The organism is Xanthomonas sp. SHU 199 (genome assembly GCF_000364665.1).
In the GTDB taxonomy this organism is placed as follows: Bacteria; Pseudomonadota; Gammaproteobacteria; order Xanthomonadales; family Xanthomonadaceae; genus Xanthomonas_A; species Xanthomonas_A sontii.
The window spans coordinates 1-24,887 of sequence record NZ_AQOI01000079.1; the positions used below are offsets into that span (position 1 = coordinate 1).

Sequence of the window (24,887 nt, forward strand, 5' to 3'; positions counted from 1 at the left end):
GGTGTCCTGCTGCACCTGCTGCGCCGGCTGCGGCTTGTAGAAATCGTTGTCCTTGCGTCCGACCAGCCACACCACCAGGAACAGCAGCAGGCCGGCGGCGAAGGCGATGCCGACGATCGCGAGCAGGCGCCGCGGCAGATGCAGCACGATGCCGGACTTGGAGGACGAGGGCGACGTGGACATGGGACTCACCGTAGGGAACCGGTCGATTCTGGCATAGCCGCGGTGAATCGCGCGCCGCGGCGGGCGCGAGTCGGCAAAACCGCGACGGACAGGCGATAATCCCGGATTCGTTCCCCTGGCACCCCGCGCCCATGCTCGATCCCGCTCTGCTTCGCCAACAGCCCGCCGACCTCGCCGAGCGCCTGCGCACCAGTCGCGGCTATGCGCTGGACGTGGCCGCCCTGGAGGCCCTGGAGGCCGACCGCAAGCGCATCCAGGTGCGGACCCAGGAACTGCAGAGCCTGCGCAACAGCCGGTCCAAGGCGATCGGCCAGGCCAAGGCCAAGGGCGAGGATGCGAGTGCGCTGATGGCCGAAGTCGCCGGCTTCGGCGACGAGCTGAAGGCCTCCGAGCAGCGTCTGGACGAGATCCGCGCGCAGTTGGAGACGCTGGCGCTGGAGATTCCCAACCTGCCGCAGGCCGATGTGCCCACCGGCAAGGACGAAGCCGACAACGTCGAACTGCAGCGCTGGGGCAGCCCGCGCAGCTTCGATTTCGAGGTCAAGGACCACGTCGAACTCGGCGCGCGCCACGGTTGGCTGGACGGCGAGGCGGCGGCCAAGCTGTCGGGCGCGCGCTTCAGCGTGCTGCGCGGGCCAATCGCGCGTCTGCACCGCGCCCTGGCGCAGTTCATGCTGGACCTGCACACCGGCCCACATGCCTACCAGGAAACCAACGTGCCGGTGATCGTCAACGCCGACAGCCTGTACGGCACCGGCCAGTTGCCGAAGTTCGAGGAAGACATGTTCGCCACCGCGCTGGGCGAACAGAAGCGCTACCTGATCTCCACCTCGGAAATCTCGCTGACCAACCTGGTGCGCGACGAGATCGTCGAGGCCGAGCGCCTGCCGTTGCGCATGACCGCGCACTCGCTGTGCTTCCGCTCCGAGGCCGGCAGCGGCGGCCGCGACACCCGCGGCATGATCCGCCAGCACCAGTTCGAGAAGGTGGAACTGGTCAGCGTGTGCCGCCCGGAAGACAGCGCCGCCGAACACGAGCGCATGACCCGCTGCGCCGAAGTGGTGCTGGAGACGCTGGGCCTGCCGTACCGCAAGATGTTGTTGTGTACCGGCGACATGGGCTTCTCGGCCAGCAAGACCTACGACCTGGAAGTCTGGTTGCCGTCGCAGCAGACCTATCGCGAGATCTCCTCCTGCTCCAACTGCGGCGATTTCCAGGCGCGGCGCATGCAGGCGCGCTGGCGCAACCCCGCTACCGGCAAGCCCGAGCTGCTGCACACGCTCAACGGCTCCGGCACCGCGGTCGGCCGCGCCATGATCGCGGTGATGGAGAACTACCAGAACGCCGACGGCTCGATCACCGTGCCCGACGCGCTGCGCCCGTACATGGGCGGGGCCGAGCGGATCGGCTGATCGCTCGGGCCCGGGGCGTCGGCCCCGGGCGCGCCTCGCGTCGCCGTTGCTGCGGCGCCGCCCTCCTGTCCGTCCCTGCGCTCAGGCAACGTGTCCTGATGCGGGCAGTGCACCGTCTTGCGCCACAAATGGAGCGTCGACCCGGACGGGGCAGGGCGTTCGCATGCAGTGCCCACTGCAGCACGCGCCGCAGCGGCGTTCCGCGTGCGCCGAGCTCCCGTCCCCATCACTTCGCGCTAGCCCGGCCGGGGTTACCCTGCGATCGCCTCCATCCGTGCCTGAGCCACCGCGCGAGCACGACCGGCGTCCCTGCAGCGCAAATCGTTGTAGGAGTAGAATGAACCGGATCCGATTGTCCCCATCGTTCTAAATATCGAAAGAACATGCACGACCTCAACGATCTGTACTACTTCGCCATGGTGGTCGACCACGGCGGCTTCGCCGCCGCCGAGCGCGCCCTGGGCATCCCCAAGTCGCGCCTGAGCCGTCGCATCAGCCAGCTGGAGAGCGACCTGGGCGTGCGCCTGCTGCAGCGCTCCACGCGTCGTTTCGCCGTCACCGACCTGGGCATGAGCGTGCACCGCCACGCCCAGACCATGCTGGCCGAGGCGCAGGCGGCGCGCGAAGTGGTCGACCGGCTCAGTGCCGAGCCGCGCGGACTGGTGCGGGTGAGCGTGCCGGTGTCGCTGGCGCAGATGCAGCTGCCCAAGCTGCTGCCGATGTTCCTGGACCAATACCCCAAGGTGCGGCTGCAACTGAACATCAGCAACCGCCGCGTCGACATCATCAACGAAGGCTATGACGTCGCCCTGCGCGTGCGTTCGCGCCTGGACGACGACGGCAGCCTGGTGATGCGCAGCTTCGGCCAGGTGCAGGAACTGCTGGTCGCCAGCCCCAAGTACCTGGACCGCGCCGGCCGCCCCAAGGATCCCGAGGAGCTGACCTCGCACGTCACCCTCAGCATCAGCGAGGACGAAGCCCGGCAGCGCTGGGAACTGCACGGCCCGGCCGGCGAAGTGCGCCGCGTCGACCTGCAGCCGCGCGTGGCCGGCTTCGACTTCCCGCTGCTGCAGTCCATGGTCAAGGACGGCTTCGGCATCACCCTGCTGCCCGAGACCGTCTGCGCCGAAGCCGTGCGCAACGGCGAACTGGAAGTGGTGCTGCCGGAATGGTCGCTGCCGCAGGGCATCTGCCATGCCGTGTTCGCCTCGCGCCGCGGCCTGCTGCCGGCGGTGCGCGTGTTCATCGACTTCCTCGCCGAACACCTGCCGCGCCAGATCGAAGCCTCGCGCCTGGACTGCGGCGGCAACTGCCCCGAGCGCACCAAGGCCCGCCACTCGACCCTGGGCGCGATGGCGGTCGAGGCGGGTTGATCGCGACGCCGGCCGAGCACATCGGTCGAGCAAAACCGCCGCGGGCGTGCGAAAATGCGCGTCCGTGCCGACGGTTTTTGGTTACCGCCGCGTTCGCAAACGGAGAGATGGCCGAGCGGTTTAAGGCACCGGTCTTGAAAACCGGCGAAGGGTCAAACCTTCCGTGGGTTCGAATCCCACTCTCTCCGCCAAAACGTTCGCCTAAATTTCTGATTATAAAGGAAAAATGGCCGGATTAAACCGGCTTTTTCCGTGTTCTTTTCCGTGTCTCTGAACTGCTACTGCTGTCGCGAGTCGACCCACGCATCCACCTCGCCACGCCGCCAGGCAACCAGCCGCCCCAGCCGTACGGGCGTTGGGAAGTCACCCACCGCCATCGCCCGATAGAGCGCACCAGCAGACAGCCCGGTGACTCGTAGCACCTCACGCAGCCGCATCTGTGGCGCTCCTGGTCTCTTGGCGGTTGACGTAGGCCAAGCGTGGCTCGCCAGCGCAAATGTTCCGCACTTGGCGCTCGCTGACATCGTGCATCCAGGCGACCCATCGTGCACTGAGCGTTGAATTGCGCCAGTAGTCGCGGATACTGGAATCGCGCACCCTGTCAGCCAGCACCTTGCAGCGCCCAAACCGCAACTCCGCTCCGCCGAACATCGCGACTAGCTTTCGGGCAGCCTCATCGCCGACGATGGCCGCAGCGCGGTTAAATGAATTGCCTTCAGGCGTTGTCGGGATGTAGATGATGCCAGCGACGGAGCGTTTCCCGTCCCGCCGGACGTGCCGCGCATGGAAGACCTCACCCGCTAAGCGCAGTGCCAAGTGGCGGCCGATAACGGCCGCCACTTCCTGAACCTGCTGGGGGAAAGAGTGCATCGAAAGCGGCTTCACCGCTGCGGCTCCACGAAGACGGTAAGTGCGCAAGTCGAAGTTGTGACAGCCCCCGTGCTGATCCGGCGCAGCCGGCAAGTTACGCTTAGCTTCGACTCACGGCGGGGTCCAGTTGCCGCATTCGTGGAGTTTGTGAAGCGGATGCCCCGCGATGTCCCAAGGCTGGCGAACGCATCCGCGCCATTGGAGACATCGGAGGGCGCCGCCCCTTCAGACAACACGAAACCAAACTGGACTTCGAAATCGCCTGCGTTTGAACCAGGCGGCAACCATGATCCGCTTTCGGTACTGCCGGTCCCGGTGCCATCTACGACCCACCGGCCATCGCTGCCTAGTGACAGGGAAATTGACGCGGTGATGGTGCCGGTCTGGCCGGAAAGTGCAGTGATCCCTCGCTGATAGCTGCGGCCGTCAAAGCCGAGCGAGTAACGAGCCGTGCCCTTAGCAGCCCACAGATTTGACACATCAACGCCGTCGCTGCGATAGCCTACATCGGCGCGTTTACCGCCGAAGGCGATGGGGGCATATCGCCGAGACAGGTCAATTCCACCGCTTCGCATCCCGCAGTCGCGTGCAAAGTCGCCCTGCACGTAGGGGTCGAACAGATCGTCGAAATCAACGCCGCCGCTTCGATATCCAGAGGTCATCGGATCACCTCCCGCGCCTGGGCGAGGACCGAATCGCCACCAATGCGGATCATGCCTGGTCGGCGCTGTATACGCCGCTTGAGGACGGCGGCCGTTGGTTTCTTCTTCTGCTTGGGGTCGCGCTTCCTCGGCAGAAGAGGCAAAAGTGCCGCCTCCCAGGCGAGAAGCGCCATCATCAACCCGAAAATATGAATCATCGGGCGACCTCCGCGTCGTGCGCATCGAAGCGCCAACCGTGGACCCAACTGCGGCGCGAGGGTGCGACCTCCTGCTGATCGGGGCCGCGCGCCGGCCGCAGCAGTTCCGCACGAACGCGGGCATCCAGGTGTGCCAGCACTCGGCGCACTTCGTCGGCGGGCAATTCGGGCCAGGCGTGCCGGACGCGACGTTCGATTTCTTCGCGTGCATCGGACGATGGCCGCCAGAGCGGATGCCGAAGTGCGGCACACTGGATCGCCAGGCGGGGGCCATCGTCGTCATCAGCCAGACGGCCGATGCTTACCGAAGCGATTTCCACGTGTGCCCACGCAGCGATCCCGGCCACGTCCGGCGCTTCCGCACCGAAAAACGCGGCGCGTGCCGCCGCGAAGCGGCCGACGAAACTACGGGGAGCGGTCATGCCGCCACCCGCCAGAAATTGCGCTGCGCGTCCGGCACCAGGGCAGCGGCCCCGGCGAAAACGCTTAGCTTGAGCGCGCTTTCCCTGCTGGATCGATCAGCCACGATGCGAACCTCGCGGTCCAGCACAATGGCCGAACGGCTGAAGTCTCCGATGAACGTGCCCGTAGTGCTGTCGGTAAGCTCCGCGGCCACACCAGCAACGCGCAGAACGCCGTCAGCACCCACCACTGCGCCTGCGCCAGTAGTACCGACAATTCCGCGAAGCTCGCTGAACTGATGGCCGGCAGAGGCAGCGTTGGCGAGGCTGAAGTTTGCCAAGGACGCGGCGCCAAGTGCTGCCAGCACTGCCTTATCGGCGATACGACCGACTCCGGCCAGGATCGCGGCATGGAGCAGTTCTTCCAGAGTTCCGTTATGGAGGCGGTCACGGTAGTCGTTGCGCGGGATTTCCAGCGTCGCGCCGTAGCTCGGGGTGCTGCTTTGCTCGGTCCAGTCAACGCTGGCGGAAGCGACCGGGAGCGCGGTCGCGACGACAGCATCGGCACTGTCCGCTACAACGGCCATCGGAAGCGGACGCACCACGCTGAGGCCGTGCACTTCGCGCGCGAAAACCGGAAGCTCGGGGCCAGTGCCGATCCGACGCGGCGGCAGTGGTTCCTCGCGGACGAACAGAAGCGCGCCAGCAGCAACGCAACGGCTGTGTGCGCGTGCGATGTCCAGCGCCGACAGGGTGAAGTCCGCGACCGCGGGGCGGCCTTTCGGGGAGGCACGCAAGCGGCCCTCTGCGTCGAACAGGGCGGCGACGTTGGGCGCGACGCTGGCGGCCAGGTCAAGGCCGATGCCTCGGGCTGTGGAGGCTGGCAGCGCGTACCGGACGCCACCATCGGAGTCGGTCGCCACGATTGCGCCCTGGGCGGCGCGGGCGCTTTGAAGCAGGTTTTTAATTTCGTCGGACATTTAGTTTTGGTTCTCGGGTTTGCGGTGGCGGAATGCCCCGTCGCGATTGATTTTCCGGGGGTGGAATATTCGATTCCACTTGCGGAATTTCCGCTTCTATCGCTGGTCAATCCACTTCCGCGATTTCCGCCTAGCGTTCCTACAAAAGATATCCGCCACCTGTAAAGCATGCTTTACACTTGTGGGCGATGAGAAGTTAAAAGCCCGCTTGAGCTATTCCATTTCGCTATTCACGGAGTAATAAGAAAAACAAATCTGGAATCGCAGCCAGATTAGATTCTCGGCGGTGTCGGCGACCCCGCAGGCCGTACCCCATGGGGAAGGACCCGAAAAAGTGAACGGGGCGCCGTCCGTTCATAGTTGCGCCCCGACTGTCACAATGGTTCAGATGGTAGACAAGTGAGACCGGCCAGGTTGCTTGCACCGTGATGCGGGTCTAGTGTCTGCCTGCCAGCACCACCGAGCGCTGGCGAAACAGAGCGAATGGCTGCGGCCGCCATTCGATTACAAACGTTCGGCCCCACTCATGGATCAGAGATAGTATGCGCAAATCTATTTTGGCAATTTCTTTTTTAGCCGCCGTTGCAAGTGCCAGTGCCATCGCAGGCAACAGTAGGCTCAACCCTGATGATGTAATCCAAGGCATGGGCGAACGTCTGCCGGTCGGAAAGCAGAATGTCAGCTTGTCGCCTCTATTCAAGGTATACACCTTTGAGAAAGCGGGCCTCAAGTTCGTTCAGATCAACTCGCTTAAAGACGAAGTAATTACCGTCGTTTCCGTGACGCCCGGGGTGGATTCCGTTCTTCCGATTGGTTCTGCTGCTGAAAAGCAGATGGTTTCCGTCAGCGACGAAAAGAATCAGCCGATGGGGATGGTGACGGCTGCGGCAAGCTGCCCGTGCAATGCCACCGTGGTCTACCGGGATTCCATAACCACTATCGTGGTCATTTATGACAAAGATGGTAATTTCATCGAATCCTATAGGATTCCAACTGCGAAGTATTCGGCGCCAAAGTAAATAGCCAAGGCAGTTGGATCAAGCATAGGCCACCATGGGTGGCCTATGCTTTCTGGAATCCCTAAATTCAGCCCTCGGCGGCAGGCGGGCCGATCTGAACAAGTTGCCACGACCTCAAATCTCGTGTGTCGCGGACATGAATCGACCAATTGATGAAGCTCAAGGTGCCGCGTTTCGATGCAACAGTCTTGCTGCCCGCGGTCGAGAAGAATAGATAATTTCCTTGAAAAACGGCGGCGATAATCGGACCAATTTCTGTAATCGCAATGCTCAAGTGGCGCGGGACGACTTGTTTTCCAGTGGTCACATCACCATGTGGAAACCACTGAAAATCCTTAGCCAGCCCAACGCATATATCTGATGCATTATCATCAACCTTCCAAAGTGGTGAATTCAGTTCACCTGTAAGGTTTAGCAGATACTTTCCATCGTTCGGAATCTCAACCTTGAGCCGCCAATGCTCATCAGCAAACACTAGATCGCCAACTGCGGCCGATGCCACTGTCTTTTGTTCAAATGCATACAAATCCATCCTTGACCCCCTTTTACCTCAAGATGAGGTGGCCCAAATCTACTTCACGCCGCAGCCGGCCACCATTCAGGCGCGTAGACATTTCGCAGCCAGAACACGGCCACCCGCGCCCCGAATGTCCTTCCAAGTGCGTCCCGCCGCGCCGTGCAGGCCGGATGCGTTCGACAGCGCTCCACGATCAACCGTGCCGCCTCATCGCCACTCAGACGCCGGCCGATGATGTCCCGGCGGACAGCGAGCCAGTACCGGTCGTCTTCTGTCTCCACCGGCACACGATCCAGCACCCGGCGTGCATTACGCCGTGCCGCAAGCTCGGCCGTTCGGTACCAGGATTCCGCCGTGACTTCGTACCACCGATTCCGCTCCGAACCACCCCCACAAGTCCTTAGACTACCTAAGGTATTTTTGGCACTTGTGGGGGTAGCTGTCCCCTCGCGGCGCTTGAGCTCAAGACCCATACGCTGAAACAGATCCATCACCGCCTGAGTGGCCGCTCGTCCACTTGGCACCGCGAACCGCTCACCGGCCCACTTAGCGCCGACGACTCCCAGCACCGCCAACATCTGCCGCCGAGCGAACGCTCGCTGCACCAGCACCTGCGCGACCTCGCCCGTGATCCGAAAGCCTGACCCAAGCCGGAACCCGGCGAACAGGTCCGCGTAGGCACTGACCCTTGCCCGAGCGAACCGGCGTCGCGTCAGATATTCGCCGGCTGGCTCCATGCTCGCATCGGCCAGACCAGCCGTAGCGGCCGTGAATCGGTCCCAGGCGCGCGGGCCGCGCCCGTCATCCCATATGTCTAGGTCGGCTTCGCACAGCGCCTCCTGCACGCCCAGGTCGCGCACAATTCGATGTCGCAGCAGCGCCGCGCGGTCGGCTTCGCTGATAGCGGGCCGCTCACGCAAGCGACGGGCCTCGAAGTCGCCCAAGTCACGCGCTCCCAAGATCGCATCGCGCTGCTCGCGGTTGATTTCGGCGCGCAGCAGCTTCAGCGATTCGGCCGAGACCTCCCCATCGTCGGCGGCAGTAATCGGGCGCACGGCGTAGCCCGCCGCCTCAAGCAGCCACCATACACCAGCAGCGAAATCCGCCCTCTGCCTGGCGTCGCCGGCTTCGATGTCCGCGACGAAGCCGTCCAAGTCGGTCGGAAGCACCGGGCGGCCTTCCAGTTCGGCAGCTTGAGACAGGCCATCCAGGATCGCGGCGGCTGAATCGATTTCCGTGCGGTTCGATGGTGTGGCAACGACTGAAATGCGCCGCAAGTAGCGCACGCGTCGCGCCATCTGCATGGCGTCCGCTGGTGTGACTGTCGCGCCGGATGCGATCAGGAACAGACGGTCGAACCACGGCGCGCCACGATGCTCGATGGACACCCCCGACGAAATGACGGGGCTTGCGACAACCGCGTCGTAAAGACGCGACAGGCGGTCCGGTTCGGCTAGGAAAGCGGCTTGCTCCCGATTACCTGCGTTATCGGAACTGACCAGCAACACCCGACGCCCCGACGATTCAAGCAGCCGCGCGCACTCTATAGCGCGGGACTTCTCGCCGCAGGCAACCCAGAGCCTACGACCTTCAGCGAGTTCCGCGAGCATTTCGCCGTAAACGTGCCGCAGCGCATCCGGCCCGAATCCGAAGTCGCAGCGCAACGGTTCGGCCCGTGGTGCATCCACGTCGATCACACCGAAGCGCTCGCCGGGGCGGCAGGATTCCAGAAAGCGAATTGTTCGGTCGTCGATGCCGGCGTCGGCCACGATGATGCACTCAGCGCGCGCGACCAGTTCACGCAGCCCGACCAGGACATCCGCCATGGTCCGCTTGTCTGCGACAGTGACCCTCGCCGCGAGGCTGCGCAAGACCTGGGCGATTTCGTCGACGAACACCCAACGCGCCTCACGAAAAATCTGCGCGTGATCGGCCTTCACGACAGATGGCAAACAGCTTGCCAGTGCATCGATGTGCACAGCTTCCTCGCCGCCCACGCGCTGGTAGTGGTCGCATCCCAAGCGCGTTGCAAGCTCAGCAATCAGCGACTGTCGATGCGCCAGCGCCACAAACCGGCCAGGCTGGTGCCGCGCCCACTCGGCGAACGGACGGCCCACGCGCTGCGTTTTGCCGGCGCCCATCGGGGCGCGCAGGACGATCACGCCTTGATACTCGCCCGCGCCGAATTCGGGCAGGCTGCGCAGGCGCTGCAAGTCGTGCCCAGCCAGAACAGCCGCGGACGGCCGAACCGCCGCCAGCGCGGAATCGCGCCGACGCTCAACGATCCAGCGAACCCCGCCCGCGATGGCGTCGACCGTGCCGGCGGCCAGCACGCGCCGCGGCAACGCAGCCCGCAGCGCATCCGCGACGGATTCGACCGTCTCTCCACGCGCCGGAATGCCGAGCGCTAGGCGCTTCGCGACGGCCCAGGCGAATGCAGCGGCTTCGGCAGGATCGGCGATTCGTGCCAGCGCGCGGAGCGCTTCTTCGCACCCCGGCGGAACTTCAACCCGCGGCAGGTCGAACACCCGCGCGAACACGGGCGCTTCCGGATCCGGGGGCTGCTGCAGCACGGCCAGTCCGGCGCGTACAGCGCCCAGTCCGGCACGCTGGTGCAGGTCGTTCCAGTCGCCAGGCTTGGGAGGCATCACCCACGGCAGCGCGGCGGCTTCTGCCGCACGCTGGCCGGTGCCGCTGTCATCGTGGTCTGCGGCCACCGCGTCGGCTAGACCTGCGCAGTGCACTAGGTTGCCGGCGTCAAACGCGATAATGACGGCTTTGTCAGTCGCAGCATGGACACTGGCGCCCGTGGCGTAGCCCTCGCAGAGCCACGCGCGGCCAGCGCCCCCGATTCGGAAGAATGTTCCGCGCTTCTGGCCGCCGCGCAGAAAGAGCTTTCGACCAGCGGGGTCGATTCGCTGCACGTTGACCAGGCGCCCGTCTGGCAGGTGCGCCGGCACCAGCAGATCACCAGCGCGCACGGCGATGGCGTCGCTGATCCAGCGTTCTCGCTCGCTGTCCCAAAGGCTCGCGCGCATCGTCAGCGAGGCTACGCGCAGCCCGTAGGAGCGCACGCCCTTTTTCAGTAGGTACGGGTGCGAGTCGTCAGCAGGTGCTGCCGAGTCCCATGCAGCAAGGGCGGCATCGGCTGCCGCCGCGCGACCGATTGCGTCGGTGGCTTCGCGCTCCGCGGCGCGCTGCTGCGCAATCTCTTGCGCACGAAGGATTCGTTCTGCGTAACCATCTTCACGCGCGACGGCATCGTCGCCAGCCAGCTTGAAAAGCTGCCACGCCGCATCGCGCGGCTTCCAGTAGGTGCTGGCGCCACCGCGTTTAAACGAGCGAAACGTAATTGCAGGCCAGGCCGTACCGTCAGGATCGACGGTAACGGACGCGATCAGGAACTGCCGCTTATCGCGTCGGCCACTCAGGGCGGGTAGGTATCGGCGCGAACCATCAAGTGCTGGAAGCTCTGCCAGCAGACCGCCAACCTCAGCGGCGGCTGTCTGCGCGTCGCCGAAAAACTCGGCTAGCGCATGCTCGGGTGTCGGCCAGCGGGTAGCGACAAAATCGCGGAAACGGGTTGAAGCCACTTGCTACTCACCCCACACGGCGCGCGCTGCAATGCGACAAATGGCGCGAATGTCTGCCGCGCGGAACCGAACACGCAGCCCACTTGCGGCGACTGCCGATGCGAATGCCGCCGGGGCGTATGCAACGAAATGGCAGCTGATGCTTCGTGTGTAGCAGGCCCAGCGGATCAGCCAGGCGAACATATGGTGCCTCAGTTCGCCTACGCTGCGCGCACGGTGGGCGCGTTCCAGGTGCCAAGATGCCGAGCGCTTGAATACCTCCGGCGGAAATTCGGACAGTAACCCGCGAACCGATGGCGCGGCATCCTGATGGCGAATCTCGCCGAAACGGTTCTCGGGGTTCTGCAACGCCAGGCCGCGCCCATCGGCCTGGCGTTTTTTTTGTGCGCTCATCGGGTAGATGCCTCCGTGGCTTCAAAGCGCGCGGCAATCCAGCGATCGACAGTGCTGGGGTCCCAGCCTATAGCGCGCGGGCCGATCTTAGAGGGGGCAGGGAAACGGCCTTCCGCGATATCGCGATAAAGGCTTGCGCGACTGCGGCCCACGCGCGCCAAGACCGATGGGAGACGTTCAACTTGAAGGCGGTGTTCTGACATGTGTTAGATGCTCCATTTATCGCCCAAGTCGTCTCAGGCGTGGCGGCATCATTGCGCGGGGAGTGCAGCTTGAGAAGTATTCACATTAGGGAATGGCATTTAAGATCAATGACTTAGGATTGGGTATTCACATGGCGATTTCTCATGTGAATACCCGCGTCATTCCGCTGGCGATGCGAACGCGGACCAGTCTTCCATAAGAACACGTCGCTTCTTCAGTAGATCGCCGCGGGCGTAAGCGGCCTCGGCCTTGTCCTTCAACTGGTGGGCGAGGGCGTGTTCGATAACCTCGCGTGGGTGATGGGTCTCTTGGCCCGCCCAGTCACGGAAAGAACTGCGGAATCCATGTGTCGTCAGATCGGACCGCCCCATCCGTTTCAGGGTTGACAGCATCGCCATATTCGACAGTGATGCACCCGGCTTCGCGCCGGGAAACACGAAGCTCGCGGCGTCATGGGAGGTGAATTCCTGCATCTGCATCAGCAGTGCTGCAGCCTGTCGAGACAGTGGGACACGATGTTCCTTACCTGCCTTCATGCGCTCAGCGGGTATGACCCACGTTCGTTCCTGTAGATCGAATTCGCCCCAGCAAGCCCCTAGCACTTCGCTAGTGCGTGTGGCTGTCAGGATGGCGAATCGAAGTGCTGCCGCGCCTGTGCCGACTTGCCTTTCGAGGTCGGCCATGAATTGCGGCAAGTCGCTGTAGGGCAGGGCGGCGTGGTGCTGAACCCTCTTGGCCTGGGCAGGGGCTGCCAGAGCTTCCGAGAGATGCCCTCGCCACCGAGCGGGGTTTTCGCCTGAGCGATGCTTGTTCACCGTTGCCCAAGCGAGAACCCGTTCGATCCGACCGCGCACACGGCTGGCTGTCTCGTTTTTTGTGAGCCAAATCGGCTCCAAAGCAGCAAGGACATGGGGTGTGTCTACCTGCTTTACATCGAGCGCGCCGAAGACCGGATGAGCATATGTCTCAAGGGTGTTTCGCCACTGGGCCTTGTGCTTGTCGTTCTTGAAAGCAGAAACCTTACTGGCAAGGTACTTTTCAGTGGCCTGCGCAAAGGTCAGGCCAATAGATGCCTGGCTCCTGGCGCGCGCGGTACTAGGAACGATGCCGGCTGCCAGGTCTACCCGGAACTGCGCTGCGCGGGCGCGTGCCTCTGCCAGTCCTACGATACCAGCCGACCCGAGGCCCAACTCGCGGCGCCTACCTGCGCGCACAAATTCAAATGTCCAGGACACGGCGCCGCCGCCCCCGACTCGCAGGGCGAGATTGCCGCCGTCTGTGTAACGCCCAGGCTTCACGGTTCCTTTAATGGCTGATCTAACGAAGGTGGCAGAGAGGCGATGTAGGGTTCGGGCCACGTCTCGTTCCGTGAATTTTCCGTGTTTGATGGCGCGATACTATCAGCTTTTCAGGGGCGTTGTGAGACGAAGTCCGTCATTTTATGCTAGTAATATCATGTGCTTGCGTTGATCTTGGTGTTCTAGCGTGATCCAGCGTTAACTGGCTCTGGCGGCCACTCTCTCCGCCACACTGGCGGTCAAGGCGTGATGGCGTTTGCGGAGCCCAAGGGCGGGACGCCTGCGTTGATCTAGGGCGGTGGGACCTAAGCAGTGTTTGCGTCCTTAAGACACCCACAGCGTCAGAACTTGGCCGCTATTGATTGCGCGCGATACTGGCTGGGCGATGCATCGAAGTTGCGTTTGAATGCAACCGCGAACGCGCTTTCAGACGAGTAACCGACAGACATGCCGATCGCACCGACCGGCAGCGTCGACGTCAGCAGACGATGAGACGCCAGGGCCATGCGCCACCGGGTCAGATAATCCATCGGTGTCTCGCCGGTTACGCGCTCGAAATGGGCGGCGAAGCTGGAGCGCGACATCCGTGCGGCAGCCGCCAATTCTGCGACCGTCCAGCGATGGCTGACGTTTGCGTGCATGGCCGTCAGGGCACGATTGAGCGCGGGCACGCCTAGGGCAGCTAGCCATCCTATCTGCTGCTGGCCTGTCTCCAGATGGGCGCGCAAGGCCTCGATCAACAGCGCCTGCGCAAGGTGTCCAGCGAGCAGATCGCTGCCTGGCCGAGGTTCGCGCAGTTCGACGATGAGGCGCCGTACGCTGGCTTGAAGCGCCGCCTTGTGATCTTGAGACCGGATGTGGACCACCGGCGGTACCGCTGAAAGGATGGCCGCAGCATGTTGGCCGCGCAACGAAAAGAATCCCCCGATGCCTCGACACACCCCGCCGCCATTGAGTTCAGCGACGTGGCCAGGCGGCACCTGTGTCAGGAACGAGATGGCGTCCTGCCACGTCACGGGGGCGCCTGCATACAGCTGCATGGCGGCTCCTCCTTGCACAAGAATCACATCACCCGGTTCCAAGGCGATATGAGAGCGGGCGTCCTGCAGCACGATCCTGCATTCCCCCGAATCGATGGCAAAGCATCGGATGCCGTCGGCTGGTGGGAAACGCAGTCTCCAATCGCTTCCAGCGTCCAACCCGCGAAATCCATACGAGTCGAGCTGAACGAGGGTGAGGATGTCGGAAAGCGGGTCGGTCATGTCTGGACGATAGCGACAGATGTTTCGACGATCGAACATGGGCTCGGCTGCCCGGCACCGATAGTGTTGCACTTGAAGGACGTGGCGGACATGCCGCGGCTTGAAGTCCGGCCCATGGCCGCATTTGTCACTCCAGGGGGCAGCATGATGCATTCGGCGTATCGGTCGCAGGCAAGTACGACAGCGAAATCCAGACGGTCGGGCTATGCATGGGGCGTGCTCGCTGTATTGAGCGGCACGGTCGCCCTGCTGTCCTATCGCTATCTGTTCGACCGAGGTCCGGTGCCACCTGGGGTCGCAGCCAACCGGCACGTGCATCCCTGGTTGATCGTGCACGCGACCAGCGCCGCGACGGCGCTGCTCTGTGGGCCCCTCCAGTTCGTTCGCCGGCTTCGTCTGCGTCACCCAGGGTGGCATCGGGCGACCGGACGCGTGTATGTCGCGGGTTGCATGGTCGGAGGCCTCTCCGCCGTGTTTCTTGCTGCCGGGATATCCACCGGGCCTGTCGCTGGCGCGGGATTCGGTGCGCTTGGAATCGCGTGGATGGCGACAACGGCCATCGCGCTGCGTAAGGTTCTGACAGGTCGGCTGGCTGAGCATCGGCGCTGGATGATGCGCTCGTTCGCCTTGACCCTGTCTGCGGTAACGCTGCGTCTTTACCTGCCTTTCTCGACGTTTGTCTTGGGCATCGAATTTGTCGTGGCCTATCGGGCGATTGCCTGGTTATGCTGGCTACCGAATCTTCTGGTGGCCGAGTGGCTGATGAAAGCGCACCCATCGGCCCTCGGGCGAGATGACGTTAGCCCCGATTTCAAGCGCTCAGAATAGGCACCCGCGTCGCGGGATCCGCGATAAGCGCCTTGTCTCTCGCTTGGAGCATTTGCTAGGTGGTCTGGAAGTAGGATCCACAGTGCGGACGGGATACTGTTTCTCTTCATTCAGTTGCGGGTTGCACGTCTTCGCAACCCGGTGCTACCGTCCGGCCGAGCTTCCAGAAGGGTCACCCGGTTTGGCGAGCAAAGCGTCTCTAGGACAGTGGCGGACACGGATGCTGGCCGGGATCGGTGGCATTGCCGCGATCGTGGTGGGGTGGGGCATTGGCTTGTTCGAGGCCAAGGACGTGCCGGTGCCGCCTGCGCTGCAGGCTGGCAAGGACGTTGCCGCGGGCGAGTGGTCGCTGCGCTTCGACCACGTGGAGACCAGCGACCGGTTACCGGATGGCGAGGTGGTGTCGCGCGACGGTCGCAAGGCGATCGTGTTGTATCTGCAGGCCACCAATCGCACCACGCAGACCAGCGGATCGCTGGTGCAGGCGGTGGCGTTGAAGGCGCCGCCGCGCGGCGCAGATGCACGCCCGACCGCCTATCTCGTGCGCGATCGCGCGGCGACCACCGAGTTGCAACCTGGCCTGCCGGAACAGGTCGCCCTGGTCTGGACCTATCCGGCGACGGAACAGGTGGCTGGGCGCCTGCGCTTCGACATCACCGCCAGAACCTTCAAGGCCTTCGACAATCTCTACGCGCAGCCGATATGGACCGATCCGCATCCGGTCGGCGTCGTGGAGTTGCCGCTTGGCGCAGCGCGAGCCGGCGCGCCGGCAGGTGCGCCGTGAAGCGGCTGGCCGCCATCGCGATCCTGTTGCTCGGCTTCGTGCTGCTTGCCGGGATGCGCTGGACGATGCCGCGCTACGAGCGCATTACTGGCCCGATCGCAGTGTCCGGTGCTCCGGGAAATTGGGTGCAGACCGACAATCTGGCCGTGAATGCCGGCGCGCCGCAGCTCGCGCATACGATCCGCTTCAAGGCGGCGGGCGCGGTGCAGCAGCGCGACAGTGGCGGCGTGTGGCTGGTGGTGCCGGTGCGGTCGAAGGTCGCGCGCGCGACCGCACGCGCGTACGGCCGGGTCTGGGCAACGCCTGATGGCCGCCGCTACCGCGCCAGCGGCCGCGCCGAGATGGGCGATGCGGTGCTGTCGTCGATCAAGACGCTGCAGCCCGGATTGGAGCGCAAGGACGTGCTGGTGTTCGAACTGCCGACCGCGCTCGCCAGGGCCGGCGGCACGCTGCTGCTGTCGGAAGACCGCGACCCGCAGCTGACGGCCGAGGCGCAGGTGCGCTATCCGCCGATCCCCGCCGGCGCTTCGGTGGATGTGCTCGATCTGGATGCGCTGCATGCACGCCTCTGACCGCGACGTGGCCCCGGCCGTTTCCGAGCGGCGCATGCGCTGGCTCGCACTGGCGGCATTGGTGGTGCTGGTGCCGTGCACGATGGCCGCGACCGGCTGGCGCGACGTGCGTGAACTGCTGCATGCGCGCGAATGGCGGCCGGTGGATGTGGCGATGGCGCAGACCGTGGACTACGACGGTGCCGCCGTTCGCCTCGCGTCGGTCGACGTGCTGCCGTTCGAGGCGGGGCTGCCCGCCGATCGCACCTTCGTGCGCACGCGCCTGGCGCTGGCGCCGGGCGCCGCCGGCGCGGAGTGGAACGATTGCACGCTCAAGCTGATCGACAGCACTGGCCGATCCTGGTCCGCGATCGATACCGTGCCGGACCTGTTGCAGCGTGCCTTGGCCAAGCCTGGCGAGTCGCCCGGCGTGGCCTGCGATGGACTGGCCGTGTCCGCGGCCAAGCCGGGCGTGCCGTTGGCGATCGACGGCTACTACCTGGTGCCGCGTGCGGTGGCTGCGCAGCTGCACCTCACCGTGAGCACGCGCGGCGGTCGCCCGCATTACCTCCGTTTCGCGCGGGGGCAAGGCCATGACTGAGTTGGCGCTGCGCGGCGGGCCGCTGGGGTTGATCGGCGACACGCTGCGGCTGTGGTTCCGCTACTTGCCGCAATTGCTCGCCGTGGCGCTGGCCGGCGTGTTGCTCAACGAACTGCTGCTGCAGGCCGCGGTGTGGATCGGCTACCAGAACCGGCTCGCCGGCTTGCTGTCGCTGACGCTGGTGGTGCTGGTCAAGCTGGTGATCTTCGTGCTGCTGTTCGAAACGCTGCGCCCGGCCTTGCCGGGGATCGCCAGTGCGGCGCTGGCCGAGCAGGCCGACGCGACGACTGCACAGGACGAGGGCAGGGCGCGCTGGCGCCGTTTGTCGGCGATCGTCTCGCAGGCGCTGGTGCCGTTCTTCGCCTATTACGCCGCCTGGGGCTTCCTCGGCGAGACGATCCGTGCCTACGGGCGCGAGGGCTTGGGACAGTTCAATCCGTTCGATCCGACCTATCGCGGGTCGCTGTTCGAGGTGTCCGGCGGCTGGTGGCTGGCGGCGTCGGTGGGGTTGCTGTGGCTGATCCGGCGCGGCGCGAAAAAACAGAAGCAGCGCAGCGCGCATCCGGCGTGGAACGTGCTGATCGTGCTGTGCGAGGCCGGCTGGACCTTCGTCGGCATGTACGTGCTCACCGAATGGAAGGGCGGCGTGTTCCGCTGGCTGGCGCATCTGCGCATCGCCGATCTCGGCCAGCAATTGTGGCAGGGCATCAGCCATCCGATCGGTGTCGCGCATGCCGCGTTGCCAGGCGCGGTGGAACAGGCGCCGCCAGGCATGGCGGACACGCTGGTAGTGATCTTCTTCTCGGCCCTGTTGCCGGTGGTCTGGCTGGCGTTGGCCGCGCTGATCTACCGCTACGACGTGCACAACGCCGAATGGAAGGCGCCCGGCAAGTGGTCGAGCAAGGTCGACGGCACGCTGGGGCTGTGGCGGAAGCTGCCGACGTGGTTGCGCGACTTCATCGGCCATTTCTGGGCGGGCACCGTTTCGCGCTATCGCGCTGCGGCCAACAGCGTGCAGTTGGCCGGCGCCACCGGGCTGGCGGCCCTGGTCACCTTGATCGTGCTGTATCGCGCCCTGGACTGGACCTCGGCCTGGGCCTGGATGGGACTGACCCGGTTGATCGGCCCGCACCCGCAGGTGGTGTGGCAGACGATCGCCAATCAGCTGTCGGTGGTGCTGGGCACGCCCAGTGATCCGGGCGACGGCATCCTGCCGCAGACGCTGAAGATCTGCCTGCTCGCGGCGACCCTCGAGCGCGCCTTCCGTGCCGGTCGGAGCTGGCGGGCGTTGAAGTAGCCCGCGCCGCCCGAGCCGTCCGCATCGGGCGGTGACGCGTCAGCCGGCGGCGGTCGGCACCGATGGACTCAGGGCTGCGACGCCGGCAGGGCGAACTCGTCGAACAGCGCCTGCAGGACCGGCGTCCTGGGCATCCTGTCCAGCGGGATCTCGGCCTGTTCGAACCAGCTCCGGTCCGCCTCGGGATGCGGACCGCTGAGCACGACGGTGCCGCGGCCGAAGCTGTAGCGCGCCGCGGCCACATCGCCATTGGCGTAGGTGGCGAGCGCGCGGAAGCCACCCTGGGGGCTCTTCGGGAAGTAGGGGCCGTCCTGGAAGAACACGCTGTCGGGGCGGCCCTTCCAGCGAACCGCGACGGCCTCCTCATCGATGGTGGTGACGGGGAAGCCGGGTCGGCCGACCTCGCCATCGAGATCGTCGCCGATCAGGCCCATGTTGGTGTCATCGGCAAGATAGGCGCCCATGCACAGGCCCAGATAGCCGCCGCCCTGCGCGACGAAGTCGCGGATGGCGGCGATCCGGCGCTCGCCCATCGCCTGCAGCGCGGCCGGAATGTCCTGCCCGCCGCCCGGTTGCACATAGATCGCATAGCGGCGCAGGGTGGCGGACGTGACGTCTTGCGCCTCCTTCGGGCCGATGATGTCGACCTTGTACTGCGGACTCAGTGCCTCGATCGCTTCTTTGGCGGTTTCTGAGCAATCGTCGCAGCCGGCTGCGCCGCGATAGACCGCGACACGGATCGTGGGTTGCGCGTTCGCCGCGGACACGCAGGCGAACGCAAGGCAGCATAGCGCCGCCAGTCGCAATGGAACTTTCATGGTCGGCGCTCCTGGCGCAAGTCGGAGATTCAGTGTTTGTGCGAATGCGGCAACGCGACCAGTCGGTAGTCGCCGTCGCCGATCGACGGCCCGATCTTGCAATCGGTGAGGCGAACCGCCTCCTTGCCGGCCACCTTGCGCGGCAGGCAACTGCCGCCATGCGTGCAGAACGCGCCGCCCGACGGCGTGTCGCGCGCGATGTCCACCGGAAAGGTCTGGCCCTTGTTCCAGGTGTTCTGCATGTCGTCCTTCACCGTGGCAAGCATCATCGCGTGACAGTCCGGCGCCGGCGTGCGTGCGCTCGCCAGGGCGGGTACTGCGGCCAGCGCGATGATCGTGGCCAGAAGGGTGTTGCGCATGGGTGTTTCCTGTTCGTTGTGGGTGGGTCGGCACGGCAAGGGCGCAAGGAGCGACGCGGCTGTCGCTGGAGGCGTACATTCAGCCGATCGGCCTGCAACCAGGCATGAACAGGCCAGTGCCTCGCTGCGCAGGCAACTGGTCGGAGGGTGGATGGCACCGCGGCAAGCGCGGACGCCCGCGCATGAAAAACGCCGCGACGGGTCACCGTCGCGGCGCTTGGAACAGGACGGGGATGCTTCCAAAGCGACGCTGGGCGTCGGCACCAGGACAGGCGCGCTCAGCCGGCAGCCGGCGCCTTGGTATCGCCGGCCTTGATATCGCCCGGCTGGCACTCGCCCAGGCGCTTGCCGTCCATCTTCATGTGCGTCTTCATCGACATGCCGCCCGGCAGGCCGGTGATCTCGGAATGCGATTCGGAGGACATCTCGGTGGCGCTGAAGGTGCCGGTGCTGGTGCCGGCGACCTTGATGTCGCCCATCGTGCAATGCATCTTCGCGTCGATCTTTCCGTCCTTCATGCTGAAGGAGTCGTACACGCAGTTCTTCTGCATCGGCGAGGCGCTGCCGAAGAGGCTGGTGGGATCGTTGATCTGCTCGGCGGTGAGGCAGACCTTGGCGGTGCTCGGCGGCACCTTCGGCATCTGCGGCATGTTGCCGGAGCCGCCGCTGGTCTCGCTGCTCACCTGCTCGATCCGCATCTCCCACTGGCCGGGCTGCAGCTTGGCCGCCTGCACCTTGGCCACGTCGGCGACCGAGGCGTTGGACATCGCGACGTTGTCGCCGTTCTTGTCGCCACCCTTGCCGCAGGCAGCGAGCAGCACACATACAGCAACCGTTGCCGGCATGGTCAGACGCATGAACTTCTCCCTAAGTTATGTGAGGTGCGCGGAGCATAGCCGGGGGCGTAATTAAGATGACGTCGACGCCGGGCGCTGCCGTTGGCGCGTGCCTGGTCACGCAGGAGGCGGCGGAGAGGCTGGATCCGACCGCCGCAGGCACGCGCGTCGGCGGCAGAAGAAGCAGCAAACCCTGTGCAATCGCACGCCGCCACCGCGCCTGCATGCGGTGCGTGGCCGCGCGATCCCCGCGATCACTGCGTATGTTGTCCAGGTGCCTGCCGTGCACGGACCATTCCGTTCGGCTCTGCTAGCGTCTGTGCCGCCGCGCGTGACCCCCACGCCATCCGCTCCAGGTCCGACCTTCGATGCCCAGCCTCGCCGAACGCCCCGTCATCCTCGAACGCAAACGCACGTTGAAGATGGCCCGCTCCGCCCACGCCTATGTCCGCGGCAACACGCTCAAGTTCTACGAATGGCTGGCAGCGTCGCCAGCGGCGCGGCGCGTGCCGATGGGGCCGGCGATCTGGATCTGCGGCGATTGCCACCTCGGCAACCTGGGCCCGGTCGCCGACGGCGAGGGGCGCGTCGAGATCCAGATCCGCGACCTCGACCAGGGCGTGATCGGCAATCCCGCGCACGATCTGATCCGCCTGGGCCTGTCGCTGGCCACCGCGGCGCGCGGCTCGGACCTGCCCGGCGTCACCACGGCGCGGATGATGGAAGCGATGATCGACGGCTATGGCGCCGCCATCGAGGATCCGACCCGCGATCACCCCGGTGCCGAACCCGAGACCGTGCGCAGCATCCGCCGCGAGGCCTTCGGCCGGCGCTGGCGGCATCTGGCCAAGGAGCGACTGCAGGCGGTGGAGCCGCGTATCCCGCTTGGCGAGAAGTTCTGGGCATTGGCGCCGGAAGAGCGCGAGGCGCTGGAGCGGTTGTTCGCCGATCCGAAGGTGGCGCAGATGGTGCTGTCGCTCAAGGGAAAGCCCAAGAATCGTGAGGTGCGCCTGGTCGATGCGGCGTACTGGATGAAGGGCTGCAGTTCGCTCGGCCTGCTGCGCTACGCGGCGATCGTCGGCCTGAAGACCGGCAAGGGCCACTGGTCCTATGCGCTGGTCGATCTGAAGGAAGCGATCGCACCGATCGCGCCGGCAGCGCCCGATGCGCGGATGCCGGCGGACAACGCCGAACGCGTCACCGCCGCCGCGCGGGCGTTGTCGCCCTACCTGGGGAGCAGAATGTTGCCGGTACATCTGCTGGGCCGCTCGCTGTTCATTCGCGAACTCTCGCCGCGCGACCTGAAACTGGAAGTCGACCAATTCAATCACGTCGAGGCGGTGCGCTCGGCGCGCTATCTCGCCTTCGTCGTCGGTAAGGCGCATGCGCGGCAGATGAAGCCCAGGACGCGGGCCGCGTGGCTGCAACAGTTGGACGCCGACCGGCGCAAGGCCATCGACACGCCGTCGTGGCTGTGGGAGAGCGTGGTCGCGCTCGCCGGCCATCACGAAGCCGGTTATCTGGAGCACTGCCGCCGCTACGCGTTGGCCGCCTGACGGCGACTTCTTGAGGCGCGATCCGGTTCAGTCGCGCGTGCGGTCCAGGTCCAGCGCCATGTCCCAACGGTCGAGCCCCGCGCCGTAGCCGTTCGCGACCACGTGCTTGACCGTGAAGCCGAAGCGCGCATAGAACGCCTGGGTGTGCTGGCTGGTGTCCAGTTCGATCCGCGTGACGCCGGCACTGCGGCAGGCGTCGAGCCGGGCCTCGGTCAGTGCGCGGCCCAGGCCCTGGCGGTGCAGGCGGCGGTCGACCACGCCCCAGCCGAAGCTGGCGACGCGGCCGTCGAGACGCAGCGCGTGGCCGCCGCAAGCCACCACCGCGCCCGCGCGGACGATGACCAGGTAGTGCCAGGCGCCGACGTCATGTTCAAGGAAGCGCTCGAAGGCGGCGCGTTCGCTACGGTCGAAGAACTGCGGGACGTTGCTGTCGAACAGCGCCAGGCAGGCCGCGCGGTCCTGCATGACGTAGGGACGGATCGTGTTCACTCGGGCAGTGTGCCGCAGGCGGCCAGGCATGTCGTGGCTGCGCCGGGTATGGAGGTCGCATCGGCCATTTCCGACGCGAGTGTCGGAAAATTTCGCCGGGCCTGTCCGGGATCCGCAGCGGGGTGGTGTCCGGAAGCGGGAAGGGGGAGGGTCAGATAATTCTGACGTGAGATCAGGATTGTCCTGATAACGCTTTTCCCGCCGCACCAGCATACTGGCCTCGGCCTGACGCAGGGACCGTCGCGCGCCTTACGGGGAGAGCGCTGGCAGGTCACTCGACCCTGCGTGCCGAGCCTTGAGTAAGCTCGGCAGGGTTTTGATGACGACACGATGACGTTTCGCGAAGTGCAGATGAGCACTCCGTGAAGCGTCGTCGTTTGTCTACAAATTCGTATTGCCCTGAATAATTCACGCAGATAGTCTGGATGGTGCGGTATCCGCTGCGTTGGGGTTATACGAGATGGCCATCAGGGTTTTTCTGGTCGATGATCACGCTCTTGTCCGTACGGGCATGAAGCTGATCCTGTCGAATCAAACGGATATCGAGATCGTCGGCGAGGCCGACAGCGGCGAAAATGCGCTCCCGCAGATCCGGCAGCTGAAGCCGGACATCGTCCTGTGCGATCTGCACATGCCCGGCGTCAGCGGGCTGGAAGTCACCGAGCGCATCGTCAAGGGCGACCACGGCACCAAGGTCATCATCGTGTCGGTACTGGAAGACGGTCCGCTGCCCAAGCGCCTGCTGGAAGCCGGCGCGTCCGGCTACGTGGGCAAGGCTGGCGATGCGCAGGAGTTGCTGCGCGCGGTGCGCGACGTGGCGATGGGCAAGCGCTACCTCGGCGCCAACATCGCGCAGAACCTGGCGCTGGCCAATCTGGAAGGCGGCGGTTCCCCATTCGATGCACTGTCGCCGCGCGAGCTGGAAGTGGCCCTGCTGCTGACCCGCGGCCTGCGCCAGGAAGACATCGCCAAGCGCCTGAGCCTTAGCGCCAAGACCGTCAATACGCACAAGGCGCGGCTGTTCGAAAAGGTCGGCATCCAGGACAACATCGCACTGGCGCGCTTGGCCACGCAATACGGCTTGCTGGATCCGACGCATCCGCTGTAGTCGGCGGTTCCTGCCGAGCTGACACGAGAGCGGCCTTCGGGCCGCTTTTGCGTTGTGCTTGCGCCAACGTGCGGACCTGTTCGCAGTGGCTCGATTGCGAACCCGCGTCCGCGGCTATCGCCGACGCCCCCGGCACTGGCGCGTGCCGCGGTCGAAATGGCTGGGTGCCGCTGCGGCAGCACTTGGCGAAAGCGGTGGAGTAGGGAGTGCATGCTCTGCGCGAATGCATCGCTCGGGACTGCAGCGAGCGCACAACGACGCGAATGTGCATGTGGTGGTGGGTCTTCAAGACACTTCGGTCGCAGCGTTCCGCGCAGCACGTACTGCACGCATCGCGTGTTTTCGCAGGCGCGGCTTCAGCCGCGACCGGCGCATCGGGAAAGCCTCGTCGCGGCTGAAGCCGCTCCTGCGAGGTGATGGTGTAGCTCGTCGAGTCACGGCAAAGCGAGTGTTGCCGTGGCTTTGGAGGGGAAGCCACTGCTGCTGCGCCGAACGGGACGCGCGAAAGACAGTACGCGTGCAGACGATCGCCTTGAGCCGTAGCGATGGAAACGCTTCACGGGCGTCCACAAAAAAAAGCGGCCCGAAGGCCGCTTCTTTCATGCTGCAACGGCAGGGGCGGGGATCAGCCGCGATCCTTGTGCTCGTCGCTGTCCGCCTTGTCCGCGCCATGCGGCGCAGGCGCTGCGGACTGCGCCGCGGCAGCAGCACGTTCCTTCCGCGCCGCCTCGTCCACAGCCGCGATCTCCGCTTGCGCCGGCGTCGCCGGAGCAGCGACGGACGTTGCGCTGTCGTCGCGTGCCGGCGTGACCGATGCGGCCTCGGTCGACGCTGCGGCCGCTGCCTCACCATTGTGCGGAACCGCTGCCGGTGCCTCGGCGAAGGCGTCGAGCAGGGTGGTCTGCACTGGCGCGTAGGCCGGCTTGGCCGGGGCAGCATCTTCCGCACGCGGTTCCGCGGGAGCGGTGGGCGTGGCCGCCGGCGCTGCGCTCGGCGCGACGGTGGTTGCCGCCGGCGTGGTCACGCCCGCCGGATCCTCGACGGTGGCCTTGGCATCCGTCACGTCCGGCTCGGCGACCGGCGCCTTGGCGGCGGTGGCAGTCGGTTGCTCGATGGCGGTGGTGACCGCCTGCGGCTGCGGCGCGACGGCCGGCGTTGCGGGTTCGGCCGGTGCCGCGGTGCGCTCGGTGGCGACGGTTTCCTGCGCGACCGGCTTGGTCTCGGCGACTGCGGCCGCCACCGGTGCGGCCGCGACCACGGTGTCGGCGTGGGCCACGGCGGCATCGCTGACGCCCT

General features: G+C 65.3%; 26 protein-coding genes, 1 tRNA gene and 2 pseudogenes. 11 read left to right on the top strand and 18 right to left on the bottom strand.

Annotated features, from left to right (window positions below; translation table 11 throughout):
* A pseudogene (locus D183_RS23935) lies at nucleotides 1-183 on the bottom strand (energy transducer TonB); the annotation flags it as partial.
* Between the two features lie 131 nt (nucleotides 184-314).
* On the opposite strand from D183_RS23935, the gene serS reads away from it, so the two are divergent.
* The 3 genes from serS (at nucleotide 315) to D183_RS0103975 (ending at nucleotide 3,159) form a co-directional block, all read left to right on the top strand.
* The gene (gene serS, locus D183_RS0103965; RefSeq protein ID WP_017907849.1) at nucleotides 315-1,595 is read left to right on the top strand and encodes a serine--tRNA ligase; all 1,281 of its coding nucleotides are present in this window, start codon (nucleotides 315-317) and stop codon (nucleotides 1,593-1,595) included.
* Between the two features lie 383 nt (nucleotides 1,596-1,978).
* On the top strand, nucleotides 1,979-2,968 hold the full coding sequence (locus tag D183_RS0103970) for a LysR family transcriptional regulator (protein WP_010342573.1): 990 nt from the start codon (nucleotides 1,979-1,981) through the stop codon (nucleotides 2,966-2,968).
* Between the two features lie 101 nt (nucleotides 2,969-3,069).
* Nucleotides 3,070-3,159 (top strand) — tRNA-Ser (locus D183_RS0103975).
* An 87-nt stretch (nucleotides 3,160-3,246) separates the two neighbouring features.
* Here D183_RS0103975 and D183_RS28230 read toward each other — a convergent pair.
* Genes D183_RS28230 through D183_RS23940 form a run of 6 tightly spaced genes read right to left on the bottom strand, consistent with a single transcriptional unit; the run spans nucleotide 3,247 to nucleotide 6,078 of the window.
* Complete coding sequence (locus D183_RS28230) at nucleotides 3,247-3,492, bottom strand: helix-turn-helix transcriptional regulator (protein ID WP_441365207.1); 246 nt, start codon at nucleotides 3,490-3,492, stop codon at nucleotides 3,247-3,249.
* Nucleotides 3,392-3,853 carry a Mor transcription activator family protein gene (locus D183_RS0103980; protein ID WP_232757201.1) on the bottom strand — a complete coding sequence of 154 codons (462 nt, stop codon included), beginning with the start codon at nucleotides 3,851-3,853 and terminating at the stop codon, nucleotides 3,392-3,394. The genes D183_RS28230 and D183_RS0103980 overlap by 101 nt, the downstream gene beginning before the upstream one ends.
* Nucleotides 3,850-4,500 carry a hypothetical protein gene (locus D183_RS26280; RefSeq protein WP_198527636.1) on the bottom strand — a complete coding sequence of 217 codons (651 nt, stop codon included), beginning with the start codon at nucleotides 4,498-4,500 and terminating at the stop codon, nucleotides 3,850-3,852. Before D183_RS26280 ends, D183_RS0103980 begins: the two co-directional genes overlap by 4 nt.
* A complete protein-coding gene (locus D183_RS0103985; RefSeq protein WP_017907851.1) occupies nucleotides 4,497-4,697 on the bottom strand; it encodes a hypothetical protein in 201 nt (66 codons plus the stop codon). Before D183_RS0103985 ends, D183_RS26280 begins: the two co-directional genes overlap by 4 nt.
* Nucleotides 4,694-5,119: a hypothetical protein gene (locus tag D183_RS0103990; protein WP_017907852.1), complete on the bottom strand. Its 426-nt coding sequence runs from the start codon at nucleotides 5,117-5,119 to the stop codon at nucleotides 4,694-4,696. The genes D183_RS0103985 and D183_RS0103990 overlap by 4 nt, the downstream gene beginning before the upstream one ends.
* Complete coding sequence (locus tag D183_RS23940) at nucleotides 5,116-6,078, bottom strand: hypothetical protein (RefSeq protein ID WP_017907853.1); 963 nt, start codon at nucleotides 6,076-6,078, stop codon at nucleotides 5,116-5,118. The genes D183_RS0103990 and D183_RS23940 overlap by 4 nt, the downstream gene beginning before the upstream one ends.
* 542 nt (nucleotides 6,079-6,620) lie before the next feature.
* On the opposite strand from D183_RS23940, the gene D183_RS0104000 reads away from it, so the two are divergent.
* Nucleotides 6,621-7,097, top strand: coding sequence for a hypothetical protein (locus D183_RS0104000; protein ID WP_026144169.1), 477 nt, complete (start codon nucleotides 6,621-6,623; stop codon nucleotides 7,095-7,097).
* A gap of 67 nt (nucleotides 7,098-7,164) precedes the next feature.
* Here the strand turns inward: D183_RS0104000 and D183_RS27315 are convergent, their stop codons facing one another.
* The 6 genes from D183_RS27315 to D183_RS0104015 all read right to left on the bottom strand — a co-directional run bounded on the left by D183_RS27315 (nucleotide 7,165) and on the right by D183_RS0104015 (nucleotide 14,517).
* The gene (locus tag D183_RS27315) at nucleotides 7,165-7,629 is read right to left on the bottom strand and encodes a hypothetical protein (protein ID WP_157835169.1); all 465 of its coding nucleotides are present in this window, start codon (nucleotides 7,627-7,629) and stop codon (nucleotides 7,165-7,167) included.
* Between the two features lie 44 nt (nucleotides 7,630-7,673).
* A complete protein-coding gene (locus D183_RS0104005; RefSeq protein ID WP_017907855.1) occupies nucleotides 7,674-10,652 on the bottom strand; it encodes a plasmid replication protein, CyRepA1 family in 2,979 nt (992 codons plus the stop codon).
* A gap of 558 nt (nucleotides 10,653-11,210) precedes the next feature.
* The gene (locus D183_RS27320; RefSeq protein WP_157835170.1) at nucleotides 11,211-11,600 is read right to left on the bottom strand and encodes a hypothetical protein; all 390 of its coding nucleotides are present in this window, start codon (nucleotides 11,598-11,600) and stop codon (nucleotides 11,211-11,213) included.
* On the bottom strand, nucleotides 11,597-11,803 hold the full coding sequence (locus D183_RS26285; protein WP_081613264.1) for a helix-turn-helix transcriptional regulator: 207 nt from the start codon (nucleotides 11,801-11,803) through the stop codon (nucleotides 11,597-11,599). The genes D183_RS27320 and D183_RS26285 overlap by 4 nt, the downstream gene beginning before the upstream one ends.
* Before the next feature lie 159 nt (nucleotides 11,804-11,962).
* A complete protein-coding gene (locus D183_RS23945; protein WP_039726083.1) occupies nucleotides 11,963-13,162 on the bottom strand; it encodes a tyrosine-type recombinase/integrase in 1,200 nt (399 codons plus the stop codon).
* 281 nt (nucleotides 13,163-13,443) lie between these two features.
* Complete coding sequence (locus D183_RS0104015; RefSeq protein ID WP_343122557.1) at nucleotides 13,444-14,517, bottom strand: AraC family transcriptional regulator; 1,074 nt, start codon at nucleotides 14,515-14,517, stop codon at nucleotides 13,444-13,446.
* On the opposite strand from D183_RS0104015, the gene D183_RS23950 reads away from it, so the two are divergent.
* The 5 genes from D183_RS23950 to D183_RS0104040 all read left to right on the top strand — a co-directional run bounded on the left by D183_RS23950 (nucleotide 14,512) and on the right by D183_RS0104040 (nucleotide 18,425).
* Nucleotides 14,512-15,192, top strand: a complete 681-nt coding sequence (locus D183_RS23950) for a DUF2306 domain-containing protein (RefSeq protein WP_081613265.1) — start codon at nucleotides 14,512-14,514, stop codon at nucleotides 15,190-15,192. The two genes, D183_RS0104015 and D183_RS23950, sit on opposite strands and share 6 nt — an antisense overlap.
* 121 nt (nucleotides 15,193-15,313) lie before the next feature.
* Nucleotides 15,314-15,976 (top strand): hypothetical protein, encoded by a 663-nt coding sequence (locus D183_RS0104025; RefSeq protein WP_232757202.1) that lies wholly within the window; start codon nucleotides 15,314-15,316, stop codon nucleotides 15,974-15,976.
* Nucleotides 15,973-16,548 (top strand): hypothetical protein, encoded by a 576-nt coding sequence (locus D183_RS0104030; protein ID WP_017907860.1) that lies wholly within the window; start codon nucleotides 15,973-15,975, stop codon nucleotides 16,546-16,548. The genes D183_RS0104025 and D183_RS0104030 overlap by 4 nt, the downstream gene beginning before the upstream one ends.
* A complete protein-coding gene (locus D183_RS0104035) occupies nucleotides 16,535-17,128 on the top strand; it encodes a hypothetical protein (RefSeq protein WP_232757203.1) in 594 nt (197 codons plus the stop codon). Before D183_RS0104030 ends, D183_RS0104035 begins: the two co-directional genes overlap by 14 nt.
* Complete coding sequence (locus D183_RS0104040) at nucleotides 17,121-18,425, top strand: hypothetical protein (RefSeq protein ID WP_026144172.1); 1,305 nt, start codon at nucleotides 17,121-17,123, stop codon at nucleotides 18,423-18,425. The genes D183_RS0104035 and D183_RS0104040 overlap by 8 nt, the downstream gene beginning before the upstream one ends.
* Nucleotides 18,426-18,493: 68 nt before the next feature.
* Here D183_RS0104040 and D183_RS0104045 read toward each other — a convergent pair whose 3' ends face one another.
* The 3 genes from D183_RS0104045 to D183_RS0104055 all read right to left on the bottom strand — a co-directional run bounded on the left by D183_RS0104045 (nucleotide 18,494) and on the right by D183_RS0104055 (nucleotide 20,459).
* Complete coding sequence (locus D183_RS0104045; protein WP_039726087.1) at nucleotides 18,494-19,243, bottom strand: BPL-N domain-containing protein; 750 nt, start codon at nucleotides 19,241-19,243, stop codon at nucleotides 18,494-18,496.
* A gap of 29 nt (nucleotides 19,244-19,272) precedes the next feature.
* On the bottom strand, nucleotides 19,273-19,602 hold the full coding sequence (locus D183_RS0104050; protein WP_017907864.1) for a hypothetical protein: 330 nt from the start codon (nucleotides 19,600-19,602) through the stop codon (nucleotides 19,273-19,275).
* 278 nt (nucleotides 19,603-19,880) lie between these two features.
* The gene (locus D183_RS0104055) at nucleotides 19,881-20,459 is read right to left on the bottom strand and encodes a DUF3617 domain-containing protein (RefSeq protein ID WP_232757204.1); all 579 of its coding nucleotides are present in this window, start codon (nucleotides 20,457-20,459) and stop codon (nucleotides 19,881-19,883) included.
* A 347-nt stretch (nucleotides 20,460-20,806) separates the two neighbouring features.
* On the opposite strand from D183_RS0104055, the gene D183_RS0104060 reads away from it, so the two are divergent.
* Nucleotides 20,807-21,994, top strand: a complete 1,188-nt coding sequence (locus tag D183_RS0104060; protein ID WP_017907866.1) for a DUF2252 family protein — start codon at nucleotides 20,807-20,809, stop codon at nucleotides 21,992-21,994.
* 27 nt (nucleotides 21,995-22,021) lie between these two features.
* On the opposite strand, the gene D183_RS0104065 is transcribed toward D183_RS0104060, so the two are convergent.
* Complete coding sequence (locus D183_RS0104065) at nucleotides 22,022-22,483, bottom strand: GNAT family N-acetyltransferase (RefSeq protein ID WP_017907867.1); 462 nt, start codon at nucleotides 22,481-22,483, stop codon at nucleotides 22,022-22,024.
* Between the two features lie 460 nt (nucleotides 22,484-22,943).
* Here D183_RS0104065 and D183_RS0104070 point away from each other — a divergent pair, with 460 nt between their 5' ends.
* The gene (locus tag D183_RS0104070) at nucleotides 22,944-23,591 is read left to right on the top strand and encodes a response regulator (protein WP_026143418.1); all 648 of its coding nucleotides are present in this window, start codon (nucleotides 22,944-22,946) and stop codon (nucleotides 23,589-23,591) included.
* A 625-nt stretch (nucleotides 23,592-24,216) separates the two neighbouring features.
* Here D183_RS0104070 and D183_RS25985 read toward each other — a convergent pair.
* Nucleotides 24,217-24,887: pseudogene (locus tag D183_RS25985) on the bottom strand (hypothetical protein); the annotation flags it as partial.